This window comes from Acidobacteriota bacterium (assembly GCA_016196035.1).
GTDB lineage: Bacteria > Acidobacteriota > Blastocatellia > RBC074 > RBC074 > JACPYM01.
This window is the reverse complement of sequence record JACPYM010000105.1, coordinates 1-26,585: the sequence shown is the minus strand read 5'-3', so window position 1 is coordinate 26,585 and position 26,585 is coordinate 1. Positions and strand designations below refer to the sequence as shown.

The 26,585-nt window shown below is 58.8% G+C and carries 20 protein-coding genes; 15 read left to right on the top strand and 5 right to left on the bottom strand.

What is annotated here, in order from left to right; all coding sequences use genetic code 11:
* The first annotated feature begins 195 nt into the window (after positions 1–195).
* The 13 genes from HY011_29770 to HY011_29710 all read left to right on the top strand — a co-directional run bounded on the left by HY011_29770 (position 196) and on the right by HY011_29710 (position 17,194).
* The gene (locus HY011_29770) at positions 196–450 is read left to right on the top strand and encodes a BrnT family toxin (protein ID MBI3427138.1); all 255 of its coding nucleotides are present in this window, start codon (positions 196–198) and stop codon (positions 448–450) included.
* Positions 437–715: a hypothetical protein gene (locus HY011_29765; protein MBI3427137.1), complete on the top strand. Its 279-nt coding sequence runs from the start codon at positions 437–439 to the stop codon at positions 713–715. The genes HY011_29770 and HY011_29765 overlap by 14 nt, the downstream gene beginning before the upstream one ends.
* 44 nt (positions 716–759) lie before the next feature.
* Positions 760–993 (top strand): DUF2283 domain-containing protein, encoded by a 234-nt coding sequence (locus tag HY011_29760; protein MBI3427136.1) that lies wholly within the window; start codon positions 760–762, stop codon positions 991–993.
* Between the two features lie 52 nt (positions 994–1,045).
* Complete coding sequence (locus HY011_29755) at positions 1,046–2,707, top strand: hypothetical protein (protein MBI3427135.1); 1,662 nt, start codon at positions 1,046–1,048, stop codon at positions 2,705–2,707.
* A gap of 183 nt (positions 2,708–2,890) precedes the next feature.
* On the top strand, positions 2,891–3,412 hold the full coding sequence (locus tag HY011_29750) for a helix-hairpin-helix domain-containing protein (protein ID MBI3427134.1): 522 nt from the start codon (positions 2,891–2,893) through the stop codon (positions 3,410–3,412).
* A complete protein-coding gene (locus HY011_29745) occupies positions 3,409–4,167 on the top strand; it encodes an SGNH/GDSL hydrolase family protein (GenBank protein ID MBI3427133.1) in 759 nt (252 codons plus the stop codon). Before HY011_29750 ends, HY011_29745 begins: the two co-directional genes overlap by 4 nt.
* A 100-nt stretch (positions 4,168–4,267) precedes the next feature.
* Complete coding sequence (locus HY011_29740; GenBank protein ID MBI3427132.1) at positions 4,268–7,546, top strand: TonB-dependent receptor; 3,279 nt, start codon at positions 4,268–4,270, stop codon at positions 7,544–7,546.
* Positions 7,547–7,647: 101 nt separating this feature from the next.
* The gene (locus tag HY011_29735) at positions 7,648–8,691 is read left to right on the top strand and encodes a TIM barrel protein (protein ID MBI3427131.1); all 1,044 of its coding nucleotides are present in this window, start codon (positions 7,648–7,650) and stop codon (positions 8,689–8,691) included.
* Between the two features lie 133 nt (positions 8,692–8,824).
* Positions 8,825–9,277 carry an IS200/IS605 family transposase gene (gene tnpA, locus HY011_29730; protein ID MBI3427130.1) on the top strand — a complete coding sequence of 151 codons (453 nt, stop codon included), beginning with the start codon at positions 8,825–8,827 and terminating at the stop codon, positions 9,275–9,277.
* Positions 9,278–9,870: 593 nt separating this feature from the next.
* Positions 9,871–11,016: a Gfo/Idh/MocA family oxidoreductase gene (locus HY011_29725; GenBank protein MBI3427129.1), complete on the top strand. Its 1,146-nt coding sequence runs from the start codon at positions 9,871–9,873 to the stop codon at positions 11,014–11,016.
* A gap of 147 nt (positions 11,017–11,163) precedes the next feature.
* Positions 11,164–11,961, top strand: coding sequence for a DUF1080 domain-containing protein (locus tag HY011_29720; GenBank protein MBI3427128.1), 798 nt, complete (start codon positions 11,164–11,166; stop codon positions 11,959–11,961).
* A gap of 11 nt (positions 11,962–11,972) precedes the next feature.
* Positions 11,973–13,544, top strand: a complete 1,572-nt coding sequence (locus HY011_29715) for an altronate dehydratase (GenBank protein MBI3427127.1) — start codon at positions 11,973–11,975, stop codon at positions 13,542–13,544.
* 200 nt (positions 13,545–13,744) lie between these two features.
* Positions 13,745–17,194, top strand: a complete 3,450-nt coding sequence (locus tag HY011_29710) for a DUF1549 domain-containing protein (protein MBI3427126.1) — start codon at positions 13,745–13,747, stop codon at positions 17,192–17,194.
* 4 nt (positions 17,195–17,198) lie between these two features.
* Here HY011_29710 and HY011_29705 read toward each other — a convergent pair whose 3' ends face one another.
* Entirely contained in the window at positions 17,199–18,626 is a 1,428-nt protein-coding gene (locus tag HY011_29705) for a DUF1501 domain-containing protein (GenBank protein ID MBI3427125.1), read from the bottom strand.
* 292 nt (positions 18,627–18,918) lie between these two features.
* On the opposite strand from HY011_29705, the gene HY011_29700 reads away from it, so the two are divergent.
* Complete coding sequence (locus HY011_29700) at positions 18,919–19,989, top strand: hypothetical protein (protein MBI3427124.1); 1,071 nt, start codon at positions 18,919–18,921, stop codon at positions 19,987–19,989.
* A 63-nt stretch (positions 19,990–20,052) separates the two neighbouring features.
* Complete coding sequence (locus tag HY011_29695; protein MBI3427123.1) at positions 20,053–20,484, top strand: YjbQ family protein; 432 nt, start codon at positions 20,053–20,055, stop codon at positions 20,482–20,484.
* Between the two features lie 303 nt (positions 20,485–20,787).
* Here HY011_29695 and HY011_29690 read toward each other — a convergent pair whose 3' ends face one another.
* From HY011_29690 to HY011_29675, 4 genes are all read right to left on the bottom strand, one after another.
* Entirely contained in the window at positions 20,788–21,714 is a 927-nt protein-coding gene (locus HY011_29690; GenBank protein MBI3427122.1) for a 6-bladed beta-propeller, read from the bottom strand.
* A 17-nt stretch (positions 21,715–21,731) separates the two neighbouring features.
* A complete protein-coding gene (locus HY011_29685; GenBank protein MBI3427121.1) occupies positions 21,732–23,372 on the bottom strand; it encodes a M28 family peptidase in 1,641 nt (546 codons plus the stop codon).
* A 197-nt stretch (positions 23,373–23,569) separates the two neighbouring features.
* Positions 23,570–24,610, bottom strand: a complete 1,041-nt coding sequence (locus HY011_29680; protein ID MBI3427120.1) for a hypothetical protein — start codon at positions 24,608–24,610, stop codon at positions 23,570–23,572.
* Between the two features lie 191 nt (positions 24,611–24,801).
* Positions 24,802–26,585 (bottom strand): PD40 domain-containing protein (locus HY011_29675; GenBank protein ID MBI3427119.1); only part of this gene is annotated, 1,784 nt, incomplete at its 5' end.

Genomic DNA, 26,585 nt, shown 5'->3' with positions numbered 1-26,585 from the left:
GGCTGTGGTTTTGCAGCCGCGTAGCGGCGACCCGATTTTAGCCCGGCGTTTCAACGCCGGGAAAGCTTGGCAACGGTTCCGCGTCGCGTCAGCGACGCCTGAATTCAAGCGTCGCTGACGCGACGCGGAACTGCTGCGCACCGCTACCGTGGTTTTCAAACCACGGCTAAACTCAACTGTCGCTACGCGACAAAAATTGATGAGCCTTACATTTTTACCACTACCGCCTGGAAACATCAGGTTGACCCCGCAGAAGTCGAAGAAGCGCTAAACAACCGGCCCAAAATCCGCTTTGTTGAAAAGGGCGAAGACGTTTACATGGCGTTGGGACGATCTTGCGCTGGCAGGTACCTGGCCGTGCTCTTCGTTTACAAAAAGACCCGTGAAGCGCTGATCCTGAGTGCCAGAGACATGGTGAAGCGCGAGAGAAGGCAATATGGAAAGAAGTAAAGGCAAGAAGCTGCCGGCAATGAATTCGACCGCTGACCTGGTGAGTTTCTTCGAGGCAAACGACATGGGCGAGTATTGGGAACAGATGCCCGAAGCGGACTTTGAGATAAACATCAAACGCAGAAGACACCTGATCGCGCTCGAAGAAGATGTTGTCACGCAAGTTACTCGGATCGCTAAAGCGCAGAAAGTTTCGTCAGAGGCGCTTATCAATACCTGGCTCAAAGAGAAATTGCGCAAAGCGGGTGCGGCGCTAAAGCCGTAGCCGTGTGACCTACTTGCTAGTTCGAGTGATGAACGATTGACGCAATGAATAAAACGAGCATTCGCTACTTTGAGCAGGAAGATATTCTCCACCTTGTTATCGCTGAAGGGGCCGAGTGCCGGAGCTTGGAGCTTAGCCCGAACATCACGGTCGAACTCAATGACGGTAATGAAGTGATGGGCGTCGAAATCCTGCACGCCAGCGCCTTCATGCGCGCTACAGTGCTTGAATCCATTCAAGCCAAAACGTCTCAACTGCTCGAAGCACAAGCGGCTTGAGTTGAATTTGTTTTTCTATTTGCTTGCTATGAAACCTGAAGGAGTTTCCGCAATGAATAAATGGCTTGTTATGTTAGTGGGCGGGTGCGCGGCGATCGTGATTTTGACGATGCCCGCCAACGCGCAAGGCCGCGACTGGATGACCGACAACGGCGACGCGCAGCGTTCGGCCTGGGTCAGGTCGGACGCGAAGATCAGCAAAGACACGCTGTCGAAGCCGGGCTTTCAATTCCTCTGGAAGCTGAAGCTCAAGAATGATCCCAAACAACTCAACAACCTGACGCCGCCCTCGACGCTCGAACGGTTGATCGGCTATCGCGGCTTTCGCATGCTGGGTTTTGTCGGCGGCAGCGGTGACAACCTCATCACGATTGACACCGATCTGGGCCGCATCGAATGGGAGAAGCATTTGAATGCCGCGCCCAGCACACAAGCCAGCACGCTGACTTGTCCCGGCGGGATGACGACGAGCATCGTGCGTCCGACCATCGCCTTTATGCCGGGTGTGCCAGGTGGCGGCCCCGGCGGGTTCGGGCGCAATCAACCCGCGAAAAGCGCGGTGGGCGAACCCGGTCAAGGCGGCGTGACGCTGGCGAATGTCAGACCGAATCCACCGGCTCCGGCTGGCCCGCCGCCGGGTGCGCCGGGTGCGCCGGGTGCGGGGCCGCGTCCCAATGCCGCGAATCCGCCGGGCGGACAATTTGGCCGTGGGCCGTTTTTGGTGAACGCACTGGCGAGCGACGGCATGTTGCATTCGCTGCATCTGTCGAATGGCGCCGAGGCCGCGCCGCCCGCGCGGTTTTTGCCGCCGAACGCCAATGCCAATGGCTTGATCGTGGTGGATCAAACCGCCTACGTCGTGACGACGGGTGCCTGCGGCGGCGTCGCCAACGGCGTCTGGGCGCTCAATCAGGAAACCAGGCAGGTCACGAGTTGGAAAGGCAACGTCACCGGTGCGGTCGGCGCGGCCTTCGCGGGCAACAGCACGCTTTATGTGGCGACGGGCGGCGGCGGTGACGCGGCGAATTCATTGGTCGCGCTTGAGCCGGCAAGCCTGAAAGTGAAAAGCTCATTCTCCGCTGGCAATCAGGAGTTCTCGTCCTCGCCGGTGGTGTTTGAACACAAAGGCAAAACACTGGTCGCCGCCGCGACAACGAACGGCAGCATTCACATTCTCGATGCGGCGAATTTGAGCGGCGGCCCCCTGGCGAGTTCAGCGGCGGCGGCCAAAGCGAATGACTTCGCGCCCGGCGCGCTGACCAGTTGGCAAGACGCCAGCGGCACGCGCTGGTTCCTCGCGCCCGTGACCAGCGCGCAAGCCGCTGCTGCCGGATTCAAGGCCGACAACGGCGCGTTGACCAAAGGCGCCATCGCCGCCTGGAAAGTCGTCGAAGAAGGCGGCGCGCTCAAGCTGCAACCCGGCTGGGTTTCGCGCGATCTGATGGCGCCGCTGACGCCGACGATCATCAACGGCGTCGTCTTCGCCACCGCGAGCGGCGAGGCACGCGGCAAAGACGCCAAACTCACGGCGGCGCGTTCACAGGGCGCGGTTCTCTATGCGCTCGACGCGGCGACAGGCAAGGAGCTTTGGAACAGCGGCAAGACGGTGCTCTCGTTCGCGCACGGCAATGCGCTGTCGGGCGGCGTGGGGCAGCTTTATTTGACGACGAACGATGGGACGATCTATGCGTTCGGCTTTCCGATGGAGCATTAGGCTTTTGCGGGATTAAGCAACGAACGAACCACGGGGAACACGGGGCGCACGGGAAACTCAAGCAAAATCCCGGCGGCGGAAGAATTTCGATCTGTCGGTCTACTTTGTCCTTTCTCCTCTTCCCCTATGTTCCCCGTGGTTAATTCCTATTCCCGATAATGTCTAATGACTGAGTATCACGGCATGAGTTTTTCCAGCTTTTCACACAATGGTTCGCGCACGCGGCGTTGGGCCGCGTTGTTGTTCGTCTTCGCATTTTTTGCGGGCACGATTTTGAGTCAATCTTCCGCTAGTCAAAGCCGTCCCATGCCCGACGGCCCCGGCAAAGCCGAAGTGCAAAAATTCTGCGCGCAATGTCACGGGCTGGATCAGTCGCTCTCGCTCAAGCAAGACCGCGCCGGCTGGCAGCGCACGATTGAGAAGATGGCGGCGGCGGGGATGAAAGCGACCTCCGACGAATTGGCGCTACTGACCGAATACCTGGTCAGGAATTATCCGGCAGATGACGTGCCGCTGCTCAACGTGAACAAAGCGGCGGCCATTGATTTTGAAAGCGCGCTCTCGCTCAAACGTTCGCAAGCCGCCGCGATCATCGCTTACCGCGAAAAGAACGGCCCCTTCAAATCGCTCGCCGATTTGAAAAAAGTGCCCGGCCTCGAAGCCGCCAAACTGGATGAGAAAAAAGATCGGCTGATTTTTGAATGAGAACAAGCTGGCTCAAATTTCTACTGGTCGTGCTGGTGCTTGGTTCGCTCGCCGCCGCGCGCGTGCCGCAAGATTGCGCCGCAACGCTGGCGGCGTTGGAGCAACAGGTCGAAGCGCAACGCAAGTTGCTGTGGGATTGGGCGGGCTTGATTCGCTATGGCAGCGAGAACACCGAACAGCCCAAGCCGCAGCCCGGCGAGAACCGTGTCGTCTTTTTGGGCGACGACATCACCGAACGCTGGGGCCAGGGCCGCGCGCCCTTCTTCCCCGGCAAGCCCTATTTCAATCGCGGCATCAGCCGCCAGACGACGCCGCAAATGCTGGTGCGTTTTCGCCAAGATGTCATCAAGCTCAAACCCAAAGTGGTTGTCCTGCTTGCGGGCACGAACGACCTCGCCAGTTATACCGGCCCGATCACGCAGGCGATGTTCGCCGAAAACGTGATGTCCATCGTTGAACTTGCCAAAGCCAACAACATCCGTGTCGTGCTGGCTTCGCTGACGCCGATTTGCGATTGCTATCAGAAACAATCGCTGCTGCGCCCTTTCGGCAAGATCATCGGGATGAACGGCTGGCTCAAAGAATATGCGGCGGAAAGCGGCGCGGTGTATCTGGATTATTACTCGGCCCTGGCCGAGGGCCGCAATCTAAAAAAGGAATTGACCGATGATGGCGTGCTGCCGAATGACGCGGGCTATGCGGTGATGGCGCCGTTGGCCGAAGCTGCCATCGCCCAAGCGTTAAGCAAAAAGTAGAATCACCGAATTCAAGCGGGAAGGCGTTGCTGCCAGGTTTCAAAAACACTGGCGGCCCCACTCAATCCATCAACTCAGATACAAGCAAACGGAGGCGACAATGAGAGGTTTAGCCAACATTCTGCGACATGCAGCCGGAGTAGCGACGGTGCTGTGTTTCCTGCTAACCACGGCGATCTTCGCGCAGTTCGATACGGCGACGGTGCTGGGCACCGTGCGCGATGACAGCGGCAATGCCGTCGTCGGCGCCAGAGTCACGCTAACCAATCTGGGCACGGGCATCGAAGCCACGGCCACGACGGATGAAAACGGTGCCTACCAATTTCTCAACGTCAAGCTCGGCACTTACAAAGTGAGCGCCGAAGCGAAAGGCTTCTCGACCGCTGTCGCCAGTGGCATTACGGCGACTGTCGGTGCGCGCCAGCGCGTAGACCTCACCTTGAAAGTCGGCGCGCTGACTGAAACCGTGCAAGTCACCGATGCCGCTTCGCTGGTCGAGACGGAAACGAGCGACCGCGGCCAGATTATCAATCGCCAACAGATCGTCGAATTGCCGTTGAATGGCCGCCAATATTCAGCGCTGGCCTTGTTATCAACGGGCATCCGGCAATCCACGCTGGCGCAAAACGTGGATTCGCAAGGCGGCGACGCGCGCGAAGGTTCGTTCAATGCCAACGGCTTGCGTTCGACCTTCAACAACTTTCTGCTCGACGGCGTAGACAACAATTCTTACGGCACCAGCAACCAGAACTTTTCGAATCAGGCCATGCAGGTTTCGCCCGATGCGCTCGAAGAGTTCAAGGTCGTGACGAACAATATGAGCGCCGAGTTTGGACGCAGCGGTGGCGCGGTCATCAACGCTTCGGTCAAGAGCGGCACGAATCAATTGCACGGCTCGTTGTGGGAGTTCGTGCGCAACACAAACCTGAATGCCATCGGCTTTTTCAAACCATTGGGCGGTGTCAAACCCGTGTTGCAACGCAACCAATTCGGCGGCGTGGTGGGTGGGCCGATTCGGCGCAACAAGACGTTTTTCTTTTTGAGCTACGAAGGCTTCCGCGAAGTCAGCCGCGTGCCGGTGTTCAGTTCGCTGCCGACGTTGAATGATCGCATCGGCCTCTTTGACAAGCCGGTGCGCAATCCGCTGACCAACGAAACCTTCGCGGCGAATACGCCGATTCCGACGAATAAAATCACGCCGTTCGGGTTGAAAGTGCTCGCCGATTTGCCAACGCCGACCATCGCCGGACGTGCGAACAACTTTCAATACTCGCCGCGCAGCAAGGATTTCAACGACAAGTTCGATTTGAAATTCGATCACCACTTCAACGCGCGCATCAACGCCTTCATGCGCATCGGCCAGCGCAAGAGCAACGTGTTTAACGAACCCGTCATACCGGGGCCGTCAGGCGGGTCGGGCAACGGCTTTACGCGCGTGCTCAATCAGCAATTGGCCGGCGCCGTGACGTGGACGCCGACGGCGAGTTCGTTGCTGGAATTCCGCCTGGGGCTGACGCGCACGCGCGCGGGCAAACAACCCGTCGGCATCGGCGGGCCGAGCATGAAGACGCTGTTTGGTATTACAGGCTTGCCCGAAGATGCCACGTTGACCGGGCCGCTGACGACACAAAACATCACGGGCTTCACCAGCCTGGGGCGGCGCGCTTCAAACCCGCAATGGCAGCATCCGTTCGTCGTCAATCCGAAGGTCAATTATTCGTTTATGCTGGGCAGGCATTCGCTCAAAACCGGCTATGAATATCAGCGCATCCACACTGAAATCATGGACGTGAATCCGCTCTATGGGCAGGACGTTTATGGCGGCAATTTCAGCCGTCCGACCAATGGTGTCGCCGACAGCGCCACGTATAACGTCGCCGATTTTCTTTTCGGGTTGCGCAGCCAATATCAACTCGTCAATTTTTTCATCGCGCAATATCGCCAGCGCATGCACTTCGGTTATGTGCAGGACGATTTCAAGGTCAACTCAAAGCTGACGCTGAATCTGGGCATGCGTTATGAATACGCCACGCCGCAATGGGAGCGCGACAACCGCGTCAGCAATTTCGATCCGGCGACGAATGCGATTGTCACGCCGACCGGCAACTCACTCGCACAACGTTCCTTGCTCAATCCCGACCGCAACAATTGGGGGCCGCGCATCGGCTTTGCGTATAGCGGCCCGTTCAAGGTGACGGCGCGCGGCGGCTTCGGCATCAGCTACAACCATTTCAACCGCGCGGGCACGTCGAACCTGCTGGCAGTCAACGGCCCGCAAGTCGTCAACGGCGTCACCAATCAGTTGCCGACGGACGCGACGTTCCGCACGACGCTGCAAGGCTATCCGGCGGATTTCACTTCGCCGTCGAGCTTCCGTCCGCTCAACGCTTCGGTGAAATATATCCCGCGCGATCTGCCGAGTTCATACGTGCAAAGTTGGTTTCTCTCGCTGCAACGCGAGGTCGCACGCAACACGCTGGTGGACATCGCTTATGTCGGCAACCGCGCCGTGAAGCTGCCGATGGTCGCCGACTTGAATCAGGCGCGTCCGAACGGCACGACTGAAAACGCTACATTGCAAGCGCGCCGCCGCATCGCTACGTTTGCGGCGATCAATGCTTACTTTCCCGGCGGCTGGTCGAATTACCACGGCTTGCAAGCACGCATTGAGCGTCGCGTCGCCGGCGGGCTTTACGTGTTGAATTCGTTTACCTGGTCAAAGGCCATGGACAATTCATCGCAGGTGCTGGAAAACCCCAACGGCAATTCGCCGGGGCCGCAGAATTATTTCAATCTCGCGGCGGAAAAAGGCGTGTCGGCGTATGACCAAACGCTGACCAACGTGACCAGCGTTGTGTGGGATGCGCCGCTTGGTAAAGGGCGGCGGTTCGGCGACAAGATGCCTGCGGTGGCTGATGCAGTAGTCGGCGGCTGGCAACTCAGCTTCATCAACGATATGTGGAGCGGCCAGCCGATCACCTTGACCTATTCGCCCGCGGCGGCGTTTCAGGTTGGCAGCAGCAATCCGCGTCCGAATGTCGTTGGCGAGGTGCTCGCGCCGGACGGCCAGCGCACGATCACCAATTACTTTAACGCGGCGAATGTGGTGATTCCGACTGACCGTTCGCAACCCTTCGGCAACGCGGGGCGCAACATCGCGCGCAGCCATTCGTTTTATCAGGTTGATCTGGGCTTGCATAAAAACTTCCGGCTGCCGTGGGAAGGCACGAAGCTGCAATTCCGGGGCGAGTTTTTCAACCTGCTGAACAAGACGAATTTCTTTCCGGCGGACGGCAATCGCTCCAACGCCTCGTTTGGCGCGATTAACCGCACCTTTGCGCCGCGTCAAATTCAATTGGCGCTGAAGCTGACGTTTTAATTCAGCGATAAATCATCTTCCCCACGAAGCCACACGAAGATTCACGAAGGAAGACAAGTACTTCGTGCTGCTTCGTGGAAGGAGTTTAGAGGAACAATCTAATGAGCAACCAATTTCCCAAGCTGCACAACGCCACTTGGCCCGGCCTCGTCGGTAAAGGCGGCCCCGATGCCGAACCGGTCATCGAATTCGAGACGATGCTCGACATGACCGCCGCCGCCGTGGTCAACGGCCAGCGCTTCGATGGCGTAGACATCTTCCTGTCGCTGCCACATACCGACATTGATTCGACCGACGATCAGTTGAAAGCGTTGGCCGAGCAAGTCGCCGCGCGCGGGCTTGTCATCGGCTCGCTCGTTGCGCCCGTCTGGGGGCCGACCGGCGGCGGTTCGGCGATGGGTTCGGCAGAAGAGCGCGCTGCCTTCCTGACGCAAATCCGCAAGTCCTGCGAAGTCGCGCAAAAGCTCAACAAGCTCGGCATTCGCCAATACGGCATCGTGCGCGTGGATTCCTCGTGCGGCGTTGGCGATTGGGCGGCTGATCCGGTTGGTAACACGAAGAAGATCGCCGGCACCTTCCGCGAGGCTTGTAACATCGCCGCAAGCTATGGCGAAAAGCTCGCGGCGGAAGGCGAAATCTGTTGGGGCGGGATGCACAGTTGGAAAGACCTCAACGATTTGCTCGAAGAGGTCGGACGCCCCGAAACGCTCGGCATTCAGGCGGACATGGCGCATACGATGCTCTTCACGATGGGCTACAACGCGCCGCAACACTCGCTGTTGCCGGCAGGTTATGACTGGCAGGACAAAGAGGTTTTGTATGAGGCCCTGGGCAAGATGACCAGCGTGCTGCGCCCCTGGGTCAAAGACTTCCACGTCGCGCAAAACGACGGCACGGTGAAAGGCGCCGGCACGCACGACAAGACGGGCCGCCACTGCCTGCCCAACGATCCCAATGGCCGAATGGACATCGTGCGCGCCGCTGGGCTGTGGCTGCGTGACGAAATCGGCGTGGTGACGAAAAGCACGCAACATATCAACTGGGACGGTTGCATGTTCACGAATGAAACGATGACTGATCCGCAGACTTGGAATAACATTTTGGCGACGATGCTTGCGGTGCGCGATGCGCACGGGTGGAATTGAAATGGCGCGGTTTCTTCGCCGCGTGAGCGGCGGCTGACTTTAGCCGTGGGTTTTCAACCCACGGAAAGCGTGAATTGGAATTGCTGCGTCTGCGTCGCGTCAGCGACGCCTGAATGTTGAGCGAGGTTGAATCATGGCCAACACCTATGCCGCGTTGTTCTATCACATCGTCTTCAGCACGAAGAACCGCGCACCGTTCATAAAACCAGAATGGGAAGCGCGGATTTGGGAATATGTCGGCGGTATAGCGCGTCACCACAAAATGACCGCGTTGCAAATCGGTGGCGTTGAGGATCATTTGCACGCGTTGGTGATGGCGCCCACCACGCTTGCGCCGTGTGACATTGCCAAATATCTCAAGGGAGATTCATCAAGCTGGATTCACGATGAGTTTCCTGCATTGCAGGATTTCGGCTGGCAGGATGGCTACGGCGTGTTCACCGTGAGCAAGGCGCATGTGCCGAACGTGATTCGCTACATTCAAAATCAACGCGCGCATCATCAAAGCCAGACCTTTCAGGATGAGTATCGCGGGTTTTTGGAAAAGGCGGGCGTGGAATATGACGAGCGATATTTGTGGGGCTGACTCAGGTGTCGCTGACGCGACGCTGGATTGGGTTTGACGCTTTCCGTGGGTTGAAAACCCACGGCTAAAGTCAGCCGCCGCTCGCGCGGCGAAGACAGCATAACCGCCCGCAAACCTGGTAACGATGATTGCAGCACGAATGTACTGGTGGCAATTAAAAACTGGAGAACAAAATGCCTGTTTTATTTACATTTGACCTTCAAAATAACAGCACCAATGACCACAATTATCTTCGATCAGCATTTGAACGACTCGGGTGGCAAAATCTCGGTGGCACTACATTCAGATACCCCAAGCTTGGTTCAACTCAGACAGTGGAAGATTGGTTTAATCACGTAATTCCGGCCCTTATGTTGGTTCGGGCATATGCATTAAAGTACCCAGGGAGGATTGCTAAGTTTACCCTAGATACACACAGTTCTAGTGGTTACGACTCTGCTGCAAAGTATGGTAATCCTCCACTTAGTGGGACTGACTCTAATTTCAAATATACGACCAAATCATTACAGCAGTTTGGTCAAAAGAAACTTAAAACATGGATTGATTCGATAGATTTCCCCTACTAGAAATTAAGCCTACGAATAGAGGTAATGATGACGGCAAAAAAAGCATTGAACATCGGACTCATCGGCTACGGCTTCATGGGCCGTGCCCACTCCAACGCGTTCCTGCAAGCCGGGCGTTTCTTTGATCTGCCGTATCAGGTCAATCTCAAAGCCGTCTGCGCACGCAATCCCGAACGCGCACAAGCCTTCGCGGCGAACTGGGGCTACGAAACGGTCGAGGCGGATTGGCGCAAGCTGGTTGAGCGCGGCGATATTGATCTGATTGACATCGCCAGCCCGAACGATACGCACGCCGAGATTGCGATTGCGGCGGCGCAGGCGGGCAAGATTGTGATGTGCGAGAAGCCGTTGGGACGCACCGCCGCCGAGGCGCGCACGATGGTTGACGCGGTCGAAGCCGCCCAGGTGCCGAACATGGTTTGGTACAACTATCGCCGCGTGCCGGCGGTGACGTTGATCAAACAGTTGCTCGACGAGGGCCGCTTCGGGCGCATCTTCCATTATCGCGCGAAGTTTTTGCAGGACTGGACGATTTCGCAGGACTTGCCGCAGGGGGGCGAAGGGCTGTGGCGTTTGGATGTCGCCGTCGCGGGCAGCGGCGTGACGGGCGATTTGCTGGCGCACAATATTGACACGGCGATGTGGCTGAATGGGCCGATCAAGGAAGTCTCGGCAGTGACCGAAACATTCATCAAAGAGCGCAAGCACAACCTGACTGGCAACGTCGAACCCGTCGGCATTGACGATGCCAGCTTGTTCCTGTGCCGCTTTGAAAACGGCTCGCTGGCGACGTTCGAGGCGACACGCTATGCGCGCGGGCACAAGGCGCTCTATACGCTCGAAATCAATGGCGAACACTGCTCGGCATTTTGGGATTTGCACGACCTGCATCGCCTTCAGTATTTCGATCACAACGATCAAGGCATCGTGCGCGGCTGGCGCAATATCCACATCTCCGATGGCGATCAGCCGTATCTGAAGCATTGGTGGGTGCCGGGGTTGCAGATCGGCTACGAACACACGTTCACGCACCAATTCGCCGACTTCCTGACGGCAATTGGCGAAGGCAAAGAATGCGCGCCGAACTTCCGTGATGGTTTGGCGACAGATTTGGTGACGGATGCGGTGTTGAAGTCGGCGCAGACGCGGCAGTGGGAGCGAGTGGGGGAATAAATCAAAAGGCAAAAGGCAAAAATCAAAAGGCAAAAGTGGGAGACAAAAAGCCACCTTGCCGAGTCTGAAAAAGAAAAGCGCCGCCCTTTTGATTTTTGCCTTTTGCTTTTCTTCCCTAACCAAGATTGAACCAACCTGGAGAACCAAATGAAAAAGCTTATTGCACTATCCGCCGCCTTGTTAGCAGCGGCCTTGTTGACCTTTTCGACCATTGCGCAACAAGGTCCGCCGCCCCAAGGTGGACAAGGTGGCCCGCCGCGCGGCCCTGGTGGCGGACAAGGCCGTGGCCCCGGCATTGAGGCGTTGGCAATGGATGAGCATGCGGGCTTTGACGCCATCTTTGACGGCAAGACGTTGAAAGGTTGGGATGGCGATCCGCAGTTCTGGCGCGTCGAAAACGAAACCATCATCGGCGAGAGCACGGCGGAAAAGCCGGTCAAGGTCAATACCTTTTTGATCTGGCGCGGCGGGCAGCCCAAAGATTTCGAGTTGAAGTTGGAGTACCGTATGAACTCGACCAACAGCGGCGTACAATACCGCAGCGTCGAGTTGCCCGACGTGGGCAAGTGGGTGATGAAGGGCTATCAGGCGGACATTGATTTCGCCAACCAATTCACCGGGCAGCTTTACGAAGAGCGCGGGCGCCAATTTTTGGCGATGCGCGGGCAGATGACACAGATCATGCCCGGTGGAAAAAAACGTATCGTCGCCAATCTGAACAGCGGCGATAATCTCAAGGCGCTGATCAAAACGAACGATTGGAATCAGGTGCACATCATCGCCCACGGCAATGTGCTCACACACATTTTCAACGGGCATTTGATGGCGCAGGCGGTGGATGACGATCCATCAGGCCGGGCCCTGGGCGGATTGCTGGGTTTCCAAATGCACGTCGGGCCGCCGATGAAGTTGGAATTACGCAACATCTGGCTGAAAAACAAGTAGTGGTAAAATTCATGAAGACTAGCGAAGCAGTAGCAGCAAGTACCAACGGGGCAGCGGTCGTGCCTGTCCTGAAACTCAGAGACACCGATAACGTCGGCGTCGTGCGGCTGCCTCTTTCGGCAGGCGCTACGGTTGAAGTTGGCGGCAAGCAGATTGAAGTTCGTGAAAACATCAACCCGGGACACAAAATTGCGCTCCGTCACATTCCGGCAGGCTCGCCAGTGATCAAGTACGGCGAATTTATGGCCAAGGCCACCAGCGATATTGCCGTGGGCGAATGGGTGCACACGCATAACACCGAGCCGGATTTCAGTAGAGGTGAATACGAATACGCCACGCGCACGCCCAAGACGGATTTCTTTTCGCCCGAACAGGCGGGCACGTTTATGGGCTATTTGCGCGAGAATGGCGATGTCGGCACGCGCAATTACATTGCGGTGATCGCTACGTCGAATTGCTCCAGCCACGTGGCGATGCTAATTGCCGAACAGTTGAAGCACGTCAATCAGAAAACCCACGGCGTAGACGGTGTCGTCGCCATTCCGCATCAGGAAGGCTGCGGCCATTCGCAAGGCGAAGACACCTGGCAACTCGAACGCACCATTGCCGGAATGATCTTTCATCCCAACGTCGGCGCGGTACTGATGGTCAGCCTGGGTTGCGAGGTCAATCAAATCTCGAAGTACCTGGGCACGGTGCAACTCGGCCAGCAAGGCTTCCGCAAAGGCAAGCTGATCGTCGGGCTGGAAATGCAGGTTTCCGGCGGCACGCGCAAAACCGTCGAAGCGGGTGTGCGCCAAGTCGAAGACCTGATCAAGCATTGCCAAACGATGAAGCGCACGCCACAGCCAATGGGCAAAATCATTTTGGGTTTGAACTGCGGCGGCTCTGATGCGTTCTCCGGCATCACGGCGAATCCGGCGCTCGGTTATTGCAGCGACTTGCTGGTGCGTTCGGGCGGGACTTCGGTGCTGGCGGAAATTCCCGAATGCATGGGGGCAGAACACTTGCTGACGCGGCGTGCGATTGACGAAGCGACCGGGCGCAAGGTGATTGACGTGGTGGAATGGTATCAGGGCTACCTGCAACGCTTCGGCGCGAAATGGGATGACAATCCGTCGCCCGGCAATAAGGCGGGCGGCATCACGAACATCGCCGAGAAATCGCTGGGCGCCGTGGCCAAAGGCGGCACGACCGCGCTGACGGGCGTTTACGCTTACGCCGAACACATTGATAAACCGGGCTTCGGCTTGATGAATACGCCGGGTTACGATCCGGTTTCGCTGACCGGCCTGGGCGCGGGCGGCGCGAATATGATCGTCTTTACGACCGGGCGCGGCTCCGGCATCGGTCATCCGGTCGTGCCGGTCATCAAGGTTGCATCAAACTCGCGCATCGCGGGCATTATGGAAGACAACATTGACATCAACGCGGGCACCATCGTCGAAGGCAAAGAAACCATCGAACAGGTCGGCCATCATATCTTTAATCTGATCCGCCGCGCCGCATCAGGCGAACGTACCAAGAGCGAATTGCTGGGGCACAAGGAATTTGTGCCGTGGCGTGTCGGGCCGGTGATGTAGTTGGTTGGTTGATTCGGAACGGCTGATCGTAAAGCAAGAGCATGGAGTTCAAGCTTCAGCTTGTATTCGTGATCTCCAACACAGGCTGAAGCTTGAACTCCATGCTCTTTTGCGCATTTTACGACCTGCGGCATATAGTGCCCGCGCAAACGCAGTTCACAAACACTCCATCATCCAACAGAGAATCCGTTATGAAAGGCATGTTTCCCGCGCGTCACCGGCTGAAGCTGCTGGCGTTGTTGCTGACGGGCTGGTTCGGCTGGCAAACATTACCACCCAGCGCCGCCCAAAGCACGCAACGCCGGCTCGACTTCAATCGCGATATTCGCCCGATCCTCTCTGACAAATGCTTCGCCTGTCACGGCCCCGACGCCACCGCCAAACGCATCAAGCTGCGGCTCGATTCCGAAGCCGCCGCCAAGGCTGATCTCGGCGGACATCGCGCCATCGTGCCCGGCGATACCACGCGCAGCGAACTCGTCCGCCGCATCACCGCCGCTGACGAAGCCGAGCGCATGCCGCCGAGCCATGCGCCACATCAACTCACGGCGCAAGAGATCGAAACGTTGACCGAATGGGTCAAACAAGGCGCGCCCTGGCAACAGCATTGGGCCTTCATCCCACCTGCCAGACCCGCCTGGCCCGCCGTTAAAAACCGAGCCTGGGTGCGCAATGCAATTGATGCCTTTGTGTTGGCGCGGCTGGAAAAAGAAGGGTTGCAACCGTCGCCCGAAGCCGATCGTGCAACCTTGTTGCGCCGCGTATCGCTGGATTTGACAGGCCTGCCGCCGACCTTGGCCGAGTTGGATGACTTCTTGAATGACAGCTCGCCGAACGCGTATGAGAAGGTCGTGGATCGTTTGCTGGCCTCGCCGCGTTATGGCGAACGGATGGCGTTCAAATGGCTGGACGCCGCGCGCTATGCCGACACGAACGGCTATCAGATTGACGGCGACCGTAGCGCCTGGCGCTGGCGCGACTGGGTGATCGCGGCGTTCAACGCGAATATGCCCTACGATCAATTCATCACCGAACAACTCGCGGGCGATCTATTGCCGAACCCAACCTTGGAGCAACGCATCGCCACGGCCTTCAACCGTAACCACCGCCTCAATGCCGAAGGCGGCATCGTCCCCGAAGAGTACCGCGTCGAATACGTTGTTGATCGCGTAGACACGACCGCGACCGTGTTGCTGGGCCTGACGCTGGGCTGCGCGCGTTGCCACAATCACAAATTCGACCCCTTCACGCAAAAGGAGTACTACCAGTTCTCGGCCTTCTTCAACAGCATTGACGAAGACGGGCATTCCTTTGACCAGGGCAATTCGCCGCCCTGGCTGGCTGCACCGACACGCGCACAGCAGCAGCAACTGGCCGCGCTGGAACGCGAGATCGCGCAAACCGAAAAGCAACTCGCCGCGCTCGAACCGCAAGCTGCCGCGCAGCAGCGCCGTTGGGAGCGCACGTTGTCGAATAGCCAGCAGCAATGGTTTTCCCACGACAAATTGATCGTGCGTATTCCGCTCGACGAAAACACTGCGCCGACCTTCAACCCATCCGACCGTGCGTATCACGACCAATACGACAAGCGTAAGGAAGACCCGCCGCTCAACTTCCCGGTTGAATTCAAAAATGGCGCGCCGCGTTATGTGCCTGCGCCGACGGGGCAGGGCGTAGCCTTTGACGGTAAGCTTTATTTTGACGCAGGCATCCACGCCGACTTTCGCTACAAATCCACCAGCAAGGATTACCGCGAACGTTTCAGCATTGCGGCTTGGGTCTATCCCGAAAGCGAGCAGAGCGGTTCGATCCTCACCAAAGTCAGCGATGCGCCCGCCGAAGTCGAAGACGGCGTCCCGCGCGCCGACGGCTATGGCCTGTACTTTCTCAACGGCAAGCTGCATTTCAACATGGTCTTCCGCTGGGGCGAAGACGCCCTGCGCGTCGAGACCGCAGACACGCTACCACTCAAACAATGGCAGCACGTCGCCGTCGTGTTTGACGGCACACAAGCCTGGGAAGATCGTTTGCGCATTTACGTCAACGGCCAGCCGCGCAAGCTGACGTTCACCCAGCGCAATTTCTTTCTGCTCTTTGGCGGCAGCAAGAACACCTTGAAACTCGGCGCCGGCGGCGGCCCGCAATTCCGTTTCAAGGGCGCGCTCGACGAAGTGCGCTTGTACAGCCGCCCGCTCGAACCCGCTGAAATCGCCATCCTCGCCTGCGCTGATTCACTCGAAACTATTGCCGCACTGCGCCCTGCGCAACGCACACCGGCACAGGCCGCCAAGCTGCGAGGCGCATTTCTTGACGGCCTTTCGTCTGATAACGGCTCAACTGAGATGCCCGCCAAGGCTGACGTTCGGCGAAAGGCAGCGGGGCAACCGCAACAAAGTTTGCGCGTACTGGCGGAGAAGTTGCGCACGCTGAAACAGCGCAAGTTTGCGTTGGAAGAGACGTTTCCAAATTTGATGGTAATGGCTGAAATGCCCACGCCGCGTCCAGCTTATTTGCTGAAACGTGGTGCCTACGATGCGCCGGGCGAACAGGTCGAGCGCCTCATCCCGGCGGTGCTGACTCCCTGGCAAAAGGAGTGGCCGAACAACCGTCTCGGCTTGGCCAAATGGCTGACCAGCCCGGCTCATCCGCTGACCAGCCGCGTCGCCGTGAATCGTTTGTGGCAAATGCTCTTCGGCGTGGGCTTCGTCAAAACCGTCGAAGATTTCGGCGCGCAAGGCGAATTGCCCTCGCATCCCGAATTGCTGGATTGGCTGGCGGTCGAATTCAGCGAGGGAGGAACAGGGGGTGTTCGTGACGCGTCCGATTTCAAATCTCAAATCCCGAATCTCAAATCCGCCCGGTGGGACATCAAAGCCCTGCTCAAAACCATCGTCATGAGCGCGACCTATCGCCAATCTTCAAAACGGCCCGAACCTAAAAATCCGCAATCATCCACACTGCCAGGCCGCAATCCGCAATCGTTGGATGATCCTGAAAACCGGTTGCTCGCGCGTGGGCCGCGCCTGCGGCTTTCCGCCGACATCATCCGCGATCAAGCGTTGTTTGCCGCGGGCTTGCTGGTTGAACAAGTGGGCGGGCCTTCGGTGAAACCCTATCAGCCGGATGGCTTGTACAAAGACATGGCCTTTTCCGGCCTGACCGGTTACGAACGCGACCAAGGCGCGGGGCTGTGGCGGCGCAGTCTGTACACCTTCTGGAAGCGCACTGTGTTGTCGCCGACGATGCAGGTGTTTGACGCTTCGGCGCGCGAGTTTTGCACTGTGCGGGACACGCGCACTAACACGCCGCTGCAATCTTTGAATCTGATGAACGATGTGACCTATGTCGAAGCCGCGCGCTTCCTGGCTGAACGCATGTTGAAAGAAGGCGACGCCACGCCTGAACAGCGTCTGGCTTGGGGCTTCCGCGTCCTGACCGCGCGGCAGCCGAGCGCAGGCGAGTTACAAGTGCTGTTGCGCGATCTGAACAAACAACAAGAACATTTCAGCCGCAACTCGCCAGCCGCCGCGCAATTGCTGGCCGTCGGCGACAAACGCAGTGATGCGAAATTGAATGCCGTGGAATTGGCCGCCTATGCCACGACGGCCAGCCTGCTGTTCAATCTGGATGAGGTGATTACGAAGCAATAACCACTCAGGCCAGCACTTGCTTGACGATGTTGCCGTGCACATCCGTAAGCCGGTAATCACGCCCTTGGAATTTGAAGGTCAGCCGCGTGTGATCAATACCCAGGCAATGCAAAATCGTCGCGTTCAGATCGTGCACGTGCACCGGGTCGCGCGCGATGTTGTAACTGAAATCATCCGTCTCGCCCACGGTCACGCCGCGTTTGATGCCGCCGCCCGCCAGCCAGGTCGTAAAACAACGCGGATGATGATCGCGCCCGTAATCTTCCGCCGTCAGCTTGCCTTGCGAATAGACCGTGCGCCCAAATTCGCCGCCCCACACGACCAGCGTGTCATCGAGCATCCCGCGCTCTTTCAAATCCAGAATCAACGCCGCCGAAGCCTGGTCTACTTCGGGCGCGATGCGGCGGATGTTGCTGGGCAACGCGCCGTGATGATCCCAGCCGCGATGAAAGAGTTGAATGAAGCGCACGCCCCGTTCGGCCAGCCGCCGCGCCAGCACGCAATTTGCCGCGAACGTACCCGGCTTGCGCGCATCCGGCCCGTAGCGCTCAAAGGTGCGCTCTGGCTCTTTCGACAGATCGGTTAGCTCCGGCACCGAGGCTTGCATACGATACGCCATTTCGTATTGGGCCACGCGCGAGGTGATTTCGGGGTCGCCGTACTCTTTGGCGTTGAGCTGATTCATCTCGGCCAAGTCATCCAAAAACTGCCGCCGCGCCGGTTGATCAATGCCCGGCGGATTCGACAAGAACAGCACCGGGTCGGGGCCGTTCTGAAACTTCACGCCCTGATAGCGTGAAGGCAAAAAGCCCGCACCCCACAAACGGTCATACAACGGCTGATCGCCGCCGTTCTTGCCCAACGAAACCATCACGATGAACGCGGGCAAATCCTGATTCTCGCTGCCCAAGCCATACGAAACCCACGCGCCCACACTGGGCCGCCCCGCCAATTGAAAGCCCGTCAGGATGGCCGTTTGCGCCGGATCGTGATTGATCTGTTCGGTGTGCATGGATTTGATGAAGCAGAGTTCATCGGCGACCGCGCCCAGATGCGGCAGCAATTCGCTCAACCACGCGCCCGTCTGCCCGTGTTGCGCGAACTTGAAGAGCGACGGCGCGGTCGGCCACGTTGTCTGATACGCGCTCATCCCGGTCAAACGCTGTCCCTGGCGAATCGAGTCGGGCAGGTTCGTGCCGCGCAAATTGGCGAGTTGCGGTTTGTGGTCGAACAGGTCGAGTTGCGACGGGCCGCCCGCTTGAAACAGATAGATCACACGCTTCGCCTTGGGCGCGAAATGCGGCAAGCCGGCAATGGATTGTGCTGACGCGGATTCATTCAGCAACGCCGCCAGCGCCGCCGTGCCCAGGGTGCTGTGTTGCAAAAAGGCCCGGCGCGTCAGCCGCGCTTGTTGTTCAGCCAAAGGATTCATTGCTTCTCACTTTCAGTCTGGGTACGCAGCGCTTCCAGCGTGCAGTCTCGGCGTCAAACGCATTTCTTCCGGCAGGAAGCCGTCTGTGTCCGAGACCGCACGCTGGAAGCGCTGCGTACCCAGACTCGATCTTCATGGACTTCATTTGAGGATGCGGCATTCTACCATCGAATCGCCTAGCATCGGTACAGCCGCCCGCTCAAGTAATCCGCGCTTCCATCCGATAAGACGGAAGGTAGTTGCATCCAAGCCACGCTTTGAATTGGCAAGCAAATGCGCCCAGGAGGTCAGCATGCAGATTGCATCATCTAACATCCAACTCAGTTCCACACGCATTTATGCGGCAACGCAACAATCCGACGAACGGCTGCGCGTTTGGACGGGCAACCATCGCCCCGATTTCGAGGCGACAGAACCGGGTCACAGCGGCACTGCGCCGCGCCGCCGCGCGCATGATGCGGTCGCCATCTCCGCGCCTGGGCGTCAAGCGCACGCCCAATCCGCCGCCACCCAGTCCGCTGACGGACTTTCCTCCGATGATGAAGCGAAGCTCTTGCTGCTCGAAAAAGTGATCGAACAATTGACGGGCAAAAAACTCAACCTGCATCTCGTGCGGCCCGCAGACCTCAAACCTGACCCCCAGACCGAACAAGCCGCTGCCGAATTGGCAAAGGCCGGGAGCAATGCCCCCGCCGGGTTTGGCGTTGAATACGACCGCGTTGAACGTTCGGCGGAATCCGAGCAAACGACGTTTTCGGCTACTGGCGTCGTGCGCACCACGGACGGCAAAGAGATCAAGTTCAATGTTGATCTGAATCTCAGCCGCTCCTTCGTCACCCAAAATGAAGAGCATCTGCGTCTGGGCGATGCCGTGCGCAAAGACCCGCTTGTCATCAATTTCAACGGTACCGCCGCGCAACTCACCACGGATAAGATCAGCTTTGATCTCGATGCCGATGGCAGTGCCGAGCAAATCTCCTTCGTCAAACCCGGCTCCGGCTTTTTGGCGCTCGACAAAAACGGCGATGGCCGCATCAACAACGGCAGCGAACTGTTCGGCCCCACGACCGGCGACGGCTTTGGCGAACTGGCCGCCTATGACACCGACGGCAATCAATGGATTGACGAGGGGGACGCGGTCTTCAATAAGTTGCGCGTCTGGACGAAAGACGCCGCTGGCAATGACAGCTTGCTCAGCCTAAAACAAGCAGGCGTCGGCGCGCTCAACCTAAGCAACGTTGCCACCCAATTCAGCTTGAACGATACCGCCAATCAGCAACTCGGCCAAATCCAATCCACCGGCATCTGGCTGGGCGAACAGGGCGGCGCGGGCACGATTCAGCATGTGGATTTGGTCGTGTAACCACACTGCTTGAAAATCTCTTCTGCCTTGCCTCATCCGGCGTGAACCGTTAAAACGGCAGCCATGCAATGGATTCAACGCACCATCACGCTCAAACCCCGCCCGCGCGGCTTTCACGTCATCACCAGCGAAGTGCTCGCGCAACTGCCCGAATTGCGCCGGATCGAAACCGGCTTGTTGCACCTCTTCATCCAGCATACGTCGGCCTCGCTCACGATCAACGAGAACGTCAGCCCCGACGTGCGGCGCGATCTGGAACGGCATCTGAATGCGGTCGTGCCCGAAAATGCGCCTTATTACGAACACACCATCGAAGGCGACGACGATATGCCCGCGCATATCAAGGCTTCGTTGCTGGGCAACAGCGTGACGATCCCGATTGGACGCGGTGCTTTCCTGCTGGGTACCTGGCAAGGTATTTATCTGGGCGAACATCGCAATCACGGTGGCGCGCGCACGTTGGTGGCGACGCTTTCCGGTCAGGCACGCACATAAAAAACGCCCCTTTGCCACAGAGGCACGGAGGCACAGAGGGAACCCCCAGGGCTTTTGCAAAGTCCTCAAAACATCCGCCAAAGACCTTTGGCTGACGCCTGATTCCTGACGCCTGATTCCTGGCAAATTGAAAATCAGCCGGTATGCTCAGTTTGTCAGGAATCAGGAACCGGGAATCAGGCGTCAGTCAAACCGTTCGAGCGCTCGCGCTGGCGACTTTGCAAAAGCCCTGAGGGAAACCCAACCGTGTTGAACCTGTCTCTTCCCCTCCGTGCCTCCGTGCCTCTGTGGCAAAGCCTGCTGTTAGCGTGCCGCGAACTTCTGCACTCGCCAGTTCTTGATCTCCGCCACATACAACGCGCCGGTGCTGTCGAGCGCGATGTTGTGCACGAAATCGAGCTTGCCCGGCACTTTGCCGTAACTGCTGAGCGTGCCCAGTACCTGCCCATCCAAACTCAGTTTCACGATGCGGTTGTTCACGCCATCGCACATGAAAATGCAATTCTCGGCCTGTGAATACACCAAGCCCCAGGGCGAGCCGATGTCCGTCCACTTGCCCAGGAATTTGCCCTGCGCATCGAAAATCTGAATGCGGTTGTTGAGACGATCCGCGACGTAAACGCGTTCCTGCGCATCCAGGCAAACATCGTGGACGAGGTTGAATTCGCCATCGCCCGTGCCCTTCCGGCCCCAGTGCGTCAGGTATTCGCCGTCGCGATTGAATTTGATCACGCGCGCGTTGATGTAGCCGTCCGAGATATAAAAGTCACCGTTCTTGGCAAAGGCGATGCCGGTCGGTTCGTTGAACGCATCCTTGCTGTCATTGTTGCCCGGCGTGCCTTGACGATTGCCGAGAACCATCAGCACGCGGCCCTGTGGATTGCATTTGAAGACGACGTGGCCTTTGACATCAATGAGCCAAATGTTGCCCTCGGCGTCTACGCGAATGCCGTGCGAAGAGACGATCTTGAGGTCGGGCCAGGCTTGCAGAAATTTGCCCGCGCGGTCGAACTGCATGACCGGATGCGCGCCGCGATTGAAGACCCAAACGTTATCCTGCCGGTCGGTCGCCACGCCGGAGACTTCGCCAAAGTTCCAACCGGCGGGCAGCTTCGCCCACTCGTTGACCAGTTTGTGCGGCAGGGGCGGGCCGGTTTTGAGTTGTGTGAAAGCCGCAGCCAGCGCGCTCAGCGCGGCCAGCAGAATGAAGCGCGAGGTAAGGTTGAACATCGTTATCTCCTCTTGAATTAACCGACTGGTTTGGCTTGAAAGCGCGGGACGCGCGCACCATCGGCAAACGCCCAGCCGCTCAGATAAGCCAGCTTCAAAATCTTTTCCATCTTGACGAAATTGATGCGCTCGACGGTGTCGGTGGGCTGGTGATAATCGGGGTGAAAGCCGGTGAACCACCACATCGCCGGAACATCGCGCAGCGCGAAAGGAAACTGATCGCTGCGTTGAAAGACATTGAGCGCCGCGTCGTCATCCCATTTGTAGTTCAGCTTCAAGCCTGTCGCGCGGTTTTCGCGCTCGACGACGGTGCGGTAATCGGGGCTGTTGAGCGTGCCGATCAGGTTGAGTTCGTTCGTGGTGTCGGCGGCGATTTCGATCAGGCCGTCGGTTTGGGTGCTGGGCGCTTCGTTGCGGCCAATCATGTCGAAATTGATCACGGCGCGTGTCGTTTCGATGGGCCGCAGCGGATGCGCGACGTAATAGTACGAGCCGAGCAAGCCGCGCTCTTCGGCGGCGAACGAAGCGAAGAGCAGCGAGCGTTTGGGCTTGGCCGGGTTCGCCGCGAAGGCGCGCGCGAGTTCGATTACACCCACCGTGCCGGAACCGTTGTCGTCCGCGCCGTGAAAAATCTGTCCGTCGCGCACGCCGTCGTGATCGTAGTGGCTGGAAAAAACAATCGTCTCCTGCTTGAGTAGCGAGTCGCTGCCTTCGATCAAACCGATGACGTTGTGGCTGAGAGCGCGGCGATGATCGGCATTGACGATGCGCAATTCGACAGTGGTATCGGCCAACGCCTGCGCTTGTGGTTTGAGTTGGGCGTCAATCGCCGCTTGCAATTCGGCAGGCTTTTTACCGGTCGGTTCGAGCAGCTTGGCCGCGAGCGCATCGCTGACGGTCAGCAACGGAATTTTCGTTTCGCTGTCGGCCAGCGCCTGCTGCGCGTTGCGCGTGAAGCGTTCCATAATGCCCGGAATGCGCGCCAGCCGTTCCTGATTGGACGGATGCTTGCGATTGGGTTCGCTCACCAGCAAGACGCCGACTGCGCCGTGGCGTTGCGCGTTCAACACCTTCAGCCGCGCATTGGCGTACCGCGTGTTGCCGATGCCGTTAAACACAGATTTCGGATCATTCTCCTGCGGTTCGTGATCGAAGACGAGCACGAGTTTCCCTTGCGCCTCCAGTCCGGCGTAATCGTCATAACTGAATTCCGGCGCGGTGATGCCGTAGCCAGCAAAGACGACGGGCGCGGCCAGCGTCAGTTCGTGTGGGAAGCTGCCGATGAAATCCTTGATGTAGCTGAACTGCTCCGCACGTCCGCCGCGCTTGAGCGCGATGCCCATGCGGCGCGGGTCGGCGCGGTATTCGATCAACTCGACCTCTTGCAAATACGAATCGCCCACCAGCGGCTGCAAACCCGCCTTGGCAAACTCCGCCGCGACAAATTGAATTGCCGCGTCAGAACCGCGTTGCAGCGACATCCGCCCTTCCAGCGCGTCAGACGCCAGAAAGGTCAAATCGGCGCGCAGATTTTTGGCGCGAATCGCGTTGAAGCCCGCGGCAAGCTTCGGATCAATGGCGCTTTGCGACAACGCAACGGCGGCCAGTAGCAAGGGCCAACACACGGCAGACAGCCAAGAAGAGTGACGCAGTTTCATAAGCGGTTCCTTTCATATTATGTTGCCTGTCAGACATTCTGGATGAACACCTGGGAGGGCAGGCGTCTCACCTGCTGGGGAAAAAGCGGCGCAGCCTTCCTCATTCCATTATTCGCAATGCGGGAAACGAGGAAAAAGGAAAGCTTCGCGGCTTCTTTTACAGCAGGCGAGACGCCTGCTCTCCCAGGGGCAAGACATTATTTGGCAGAGGCCACACCCGCACGCCAGAACGCGAACACGCGGTCAGCCGTGGCGAGCGCAGTCTTGTCATTGTTCACGAGTCCATACATCGTCAGGGCCTGCACGATCTCGCCGTAGTTCACGTTTTTCGGTTCGCCAAAGATGGATTTTTCTTTGCCGACGCCGGTGCGGGTGTTGCCGGTCACGTCCACTTCGCCGTTCGGGCGGATGCAAGTGAGCTGCCAGGCGACGGCTTTGGGCAAGGCCGCTTCAAATTCAGGGATCGGCAGATGGAGCGCGAGCGTCTGGCCAAAGAGGATCGAGACGGCGTTGTAACTGGAATCGCGCCCATCCTTCTCGATGAACACGCCCTCCTGGTCGCGCCGGGTGAGCGCGTGCGCGATCAGCTTGCGCGCGGTGGCGACCAGTTGGTCGTCGTGCAACGCGAGGCCGCACAGGCCAAAGGCTTTCGCCGCAATGACGATGCGATTCACCGCGTGCGTACTGTTGGCAATGATGGTGTCGTAACCCGCAGCCACAAACGCCATCGCCCGGCGCAGCTTCGGTTCGAGCGCGACAAGGCGGTTGTGAAAGTGCTTTTCGTGCGGCGACTCGCGGATGACGAGGATGGCGCGGCCAAGCTCTTGCAGAAAAAAGAACGCTGTCTCAACGGCTGCGCCGAAGGGTTTGGCGCTCGCGCCATTGGGGCGGTCATTCGCCTCAAAGCCGCCATCGGCGCGTTGATGCGCGAACGTGACTTCGATGCCGCGCCAGGCATCGTCGGCGGCGGCGAGATCGCCCGTCACGACGCCGTAAATCACCACACGGCAACTGCCGCGCTGCGTGCCCGCCTCGATCCACTGGCCCGCCCGGTGGTTGGTGCCGATGAAGCCCTGCGCGTCAGGCCGCGTGTCGCCGATCAAGGCGCGCAACCGCTCCGCCGGAATGCGCCGCAGGAGTTCGTATTCGGTCACCGGTTGGCGCGGCGTGTCGCCACCGAAAGCAGTGCCAGCAGTCACTGCCAGCAAAATGATTGAAGCGATTTGTTTGAAGTTCATCAATGTTTCGTCCAGGTTATGTCGCCAGCACGGGCTTACCCGATCCTCGCGCCGTGCATCATTTTTGAATGCGCCAACACGGCAACTCTGGGTACGCACGGCTTCCAGCCTGCGGGCCTCGGCGTTGTGTCCTTTGATTGCCACTGCGCCCCTTGCCAAGCCCGCAGGCTGGAAGCCGTGCGCACCCAGGGCTACTTCTTCGCCTCCGCCGCCCAGTTCGTCACGACGGTGAATTGCAAACTCGCGGCCTCCTCCCGCGCCGTGACGAAGAGGAAGCGATCCCCCGCCGCCGTCACCGCATAGCTGCTTGCGCCACCAATCGCCCGCACTGGCGCGAGATCGAAGAGCGCCCTTGGCGCGGTCGCCTCGAAGCTGCCGCCCGGCTTCACCTCTACTGCCATCAGCTTCCCGTCAGCGGAAAGGTAATACAACTCCTTGCCATCGCTCCGCCACCACGATTGACTGCCGCCATTGGTCGAAATCTGCCACTTGCCACCCGAAGCGGGAAAGGTCTGCACGTACACCTCGGGTTTTCCCTGATCCTCTGACTGGTAAGCGATCCAGCGCCCGTCGGGCGAGAACCGCCCCTCTCTCTCTGTGAACGGCGTCTGCCAAAACAGCGCGGGCTGGCGGTCTCCCGCGAGCGGCAGCGTCCACAAATCCTGTCTCGTTGTCGGATCAACCCGCGTGTAAAGGAGGAAGCGGCCATCCGCCGACCAACTGGTGGGACCGATGACAACATCTTCTTTGAGCAGCAACTCTTCCGGCCCGACGCCGCTCGCCAGCTTTTGGTAAATCTGAAAAGCCCTGTCGCGTTTCGCACGCCAGGCGATGCGGCTGCCATCGGGCGACCAGACCGGGTAGCGATCATCGCCCGGATCGAAGGTCAGCCGCGAACTGGTGTCCCGCGCGAGGTCTATCAGGTAGATGTCCCCATTTTGGCTCTGCGGATCACGCCGCCCCACCGCGACCCGCTTCCCGTCGGGCGCCAGTCGGGGACCTTCATACTCACCCGGCGGCCCGACCGCGCCGAGCGGCTTGCCCGCGCGATCCACCCAGATCAGTTGCTGATTTTCGGTGAGAACGTTCGGATCGTAGGCCAGGCTGCCGTTGTCGGACACGGAAAAGTACCCTCTGCCGAACTCGCCAGCGACTCTTACCTTATCCGCGACCACGAATGGTTCGCCCGTGAGTTTCAGGCTGCCGGCATCAAAGGGGGCGGCAAGCAAGGCTCCGGCGCGCACAAAAAGCAGATAACCGTTGGCATAGCGCGCCTGTAAATCCGCCGCCAGCAGGCGCGCGGTCTCCTGGCTGTCGAGCGCGGCGAGATGAATTTCCGCCGCCCCCTGTGCAGTCTTCTTGCGAACGAGGAAATGGCGACCGTCGGGTAAAAAGACAGGCCAGCGGTAAAGCAAAGGCTGGTCTGATTTCAGCAATGGCACCGGCTCGCCGCCCGTCACCGGGACGCGATAAATCCCTGCGAGGTTTGAGAAAAGAATGTCACCGTCACGATTCCAGGTGCCGCCGAATGCTGAACCGATGCCTTCCGGCAACTTGCACAGCGTTTGTGGCGCGCCGCCCGCCAGTTCGAGCTTCTTGAGTTCGCCCCCAGCGGCGAAGCCAAGCGAGCGGCCGTCCGGCGACCAGAAAGGAAGACCGAAAACGCCCTCCGTGCCGGGCAGCGGTTGCGCCGTGAGCGAACCCAGCGGACGCAGCCAGAGACTGAACCTGCCTTCCGTGCGCGCAGCGAAAACCAGATGGCGGCCATCCGGTGAAAGCTCCGGCGCCTCGATGGCCGTAGCCTTCTCCGGCGCGACGACGGTAAAGCGCACGGCCACCGGCGCAGTGGGCGGCGACTGGCGCAGATACTTCACGGCGAAGGGCAACGCCAGCAGCAGTCCCAGCAGCAAGACCGCCGCCGCCATCCACGCAATGCGTTCGCGCCACCCTGGGAGCGCAGGCGTCTCGCCTGCGG

What these genes read in the sequence shown, in the direction of transcription:
- HY011_29765 (MBI3427137.1), top strand. Translation starts at nt 437, where the DNA reads ATGGAAAGAAGTAAAGGCAAGAAGCTGCCGGCAATGAATTCGACCGCT.
- HY011_29760 (MBI3427136.1), top strand. Translation starts at nt 760, where the DNA reads ATGAATAAAACGAGCATTCGCTACTTTGAGCAGGAAGATATTCTCCAC.
- HY011_29755 (MBI3427135.1), top strand. Translation starts at nt 1,046, where the DNA reads ATGAATAAATGGCTTGTTATGTTAGTGGGCGGGTGCGCGGCGATCGTG.
- HY011_29750 (MBI3427134.1), top strand. Translation starts at nt 2,891, where the DNA reads ATGAGTTTTTCCAGCTTTTCACACAATGGTTCGCGCACGCGGCGTTGG.
- HY011_29745 (MBI3427133.1), top strand. Translation starts at nt 3,409, where the DNA reads ATGAGAACAAGCTGGCTCAAATTTCTACTGGTCGTGCTGGTGCTTGGT.
- HY011_29740 (MBI3427132.1), top strand. Translation starts at nt 4,268, where the DNA reads ATGAGAGGTTTAGCCAACATTCTGCGACATGCAGCCGGAGTAGCGACG.
- HY011_29735 (MBI3427131.1), top strand. Translation starts at nt 7,648, where the DNA reads ATGAGCAACCAATTTCCCAAGCTGCACAACGCCACTTGGCCCGGCCTC.
- tnpA (MBI3427130.1), top strand. Translation starts at nt 8,825, where the DNA reads ATGGCCAACACCTATGCCGCGTTGTTCTATCACATCGTCTTCAGCACG.
- HY011_29725 (MBI3427129.1), top strand. Translation starts at nt 9,871, where the DNA reads ATGACGGCAAAAAAAGCATTGAACATCGGACTCATCGGCTACGGCTTC.
- HY011_29720 (MBI3427128.1), top strand. Translation starts at nt 11,164, where the DNA reads ATGAAAAAGCTTATTGCACTATCCGCCGCCTTGTTAGCAGCGGCCTTG.
- HY011_29715 (MBI3427127.1), top strand. Translation starts at nt 11,973, where the DNA reads ATGAAGACTAGCGAAGCAGTAGCAGCAAGTACCAACGGGGCAGCGGTC.
- HY011_29710 (MBI3427126.1), top strand. Translation starts at nt 13,745, where the DNA reads ATGTTTCCCGCGCGTCACCGGCTGAAGCTGCTGGCGTTGTTGCTGACG.
- HY011_29705 (MBI3427125.1), bottom strand. Translation starts at nt 18,626, where the DNA reads ATGAATCCTTTGGCTGAACAACAAGCGCGGCTGACGCGCCGGGCCTTT.
- HY011_29700 (MBI3427124.1), top strand. Translation starts at nt 18,919, where the DNA reads ATGCAGATTGCATCATCTAACATCCAACTCAGTTCCACACGCATTTAT.
- HY011_29695 (MBI3427123.1), top strand. Translation starts at nt 20,053, where the DNA reads ATGCAATGGATTCAACGCACCATCACGCTCAAACCCCGCCCGCGCGGC.
- HY011_29690 (MBI3427122.1), bottom strand. Translation starts at nt 21,714, where the DNA reads ATGTTCAACCTTACCTCGCGCTTCATTCTGCTGGCCGCGCTGAGCGCG.
- HY011_29685 (MBI3427121.1), bottom strand. Translation starts at nt 23,372, where the DNA reads ATGAAACTGCGTCACTCTTCTTGGCTGTCTGCCGTGTGTTGGCCCTTG.
- HY011_29680 (MBI3427120.1), bottom strand. Translation starts at nt 24,610, where the DNA reads ATGAACTTCAAACAAATCGCTTCAATCATTTTGCTGGCAGTGACTGCT.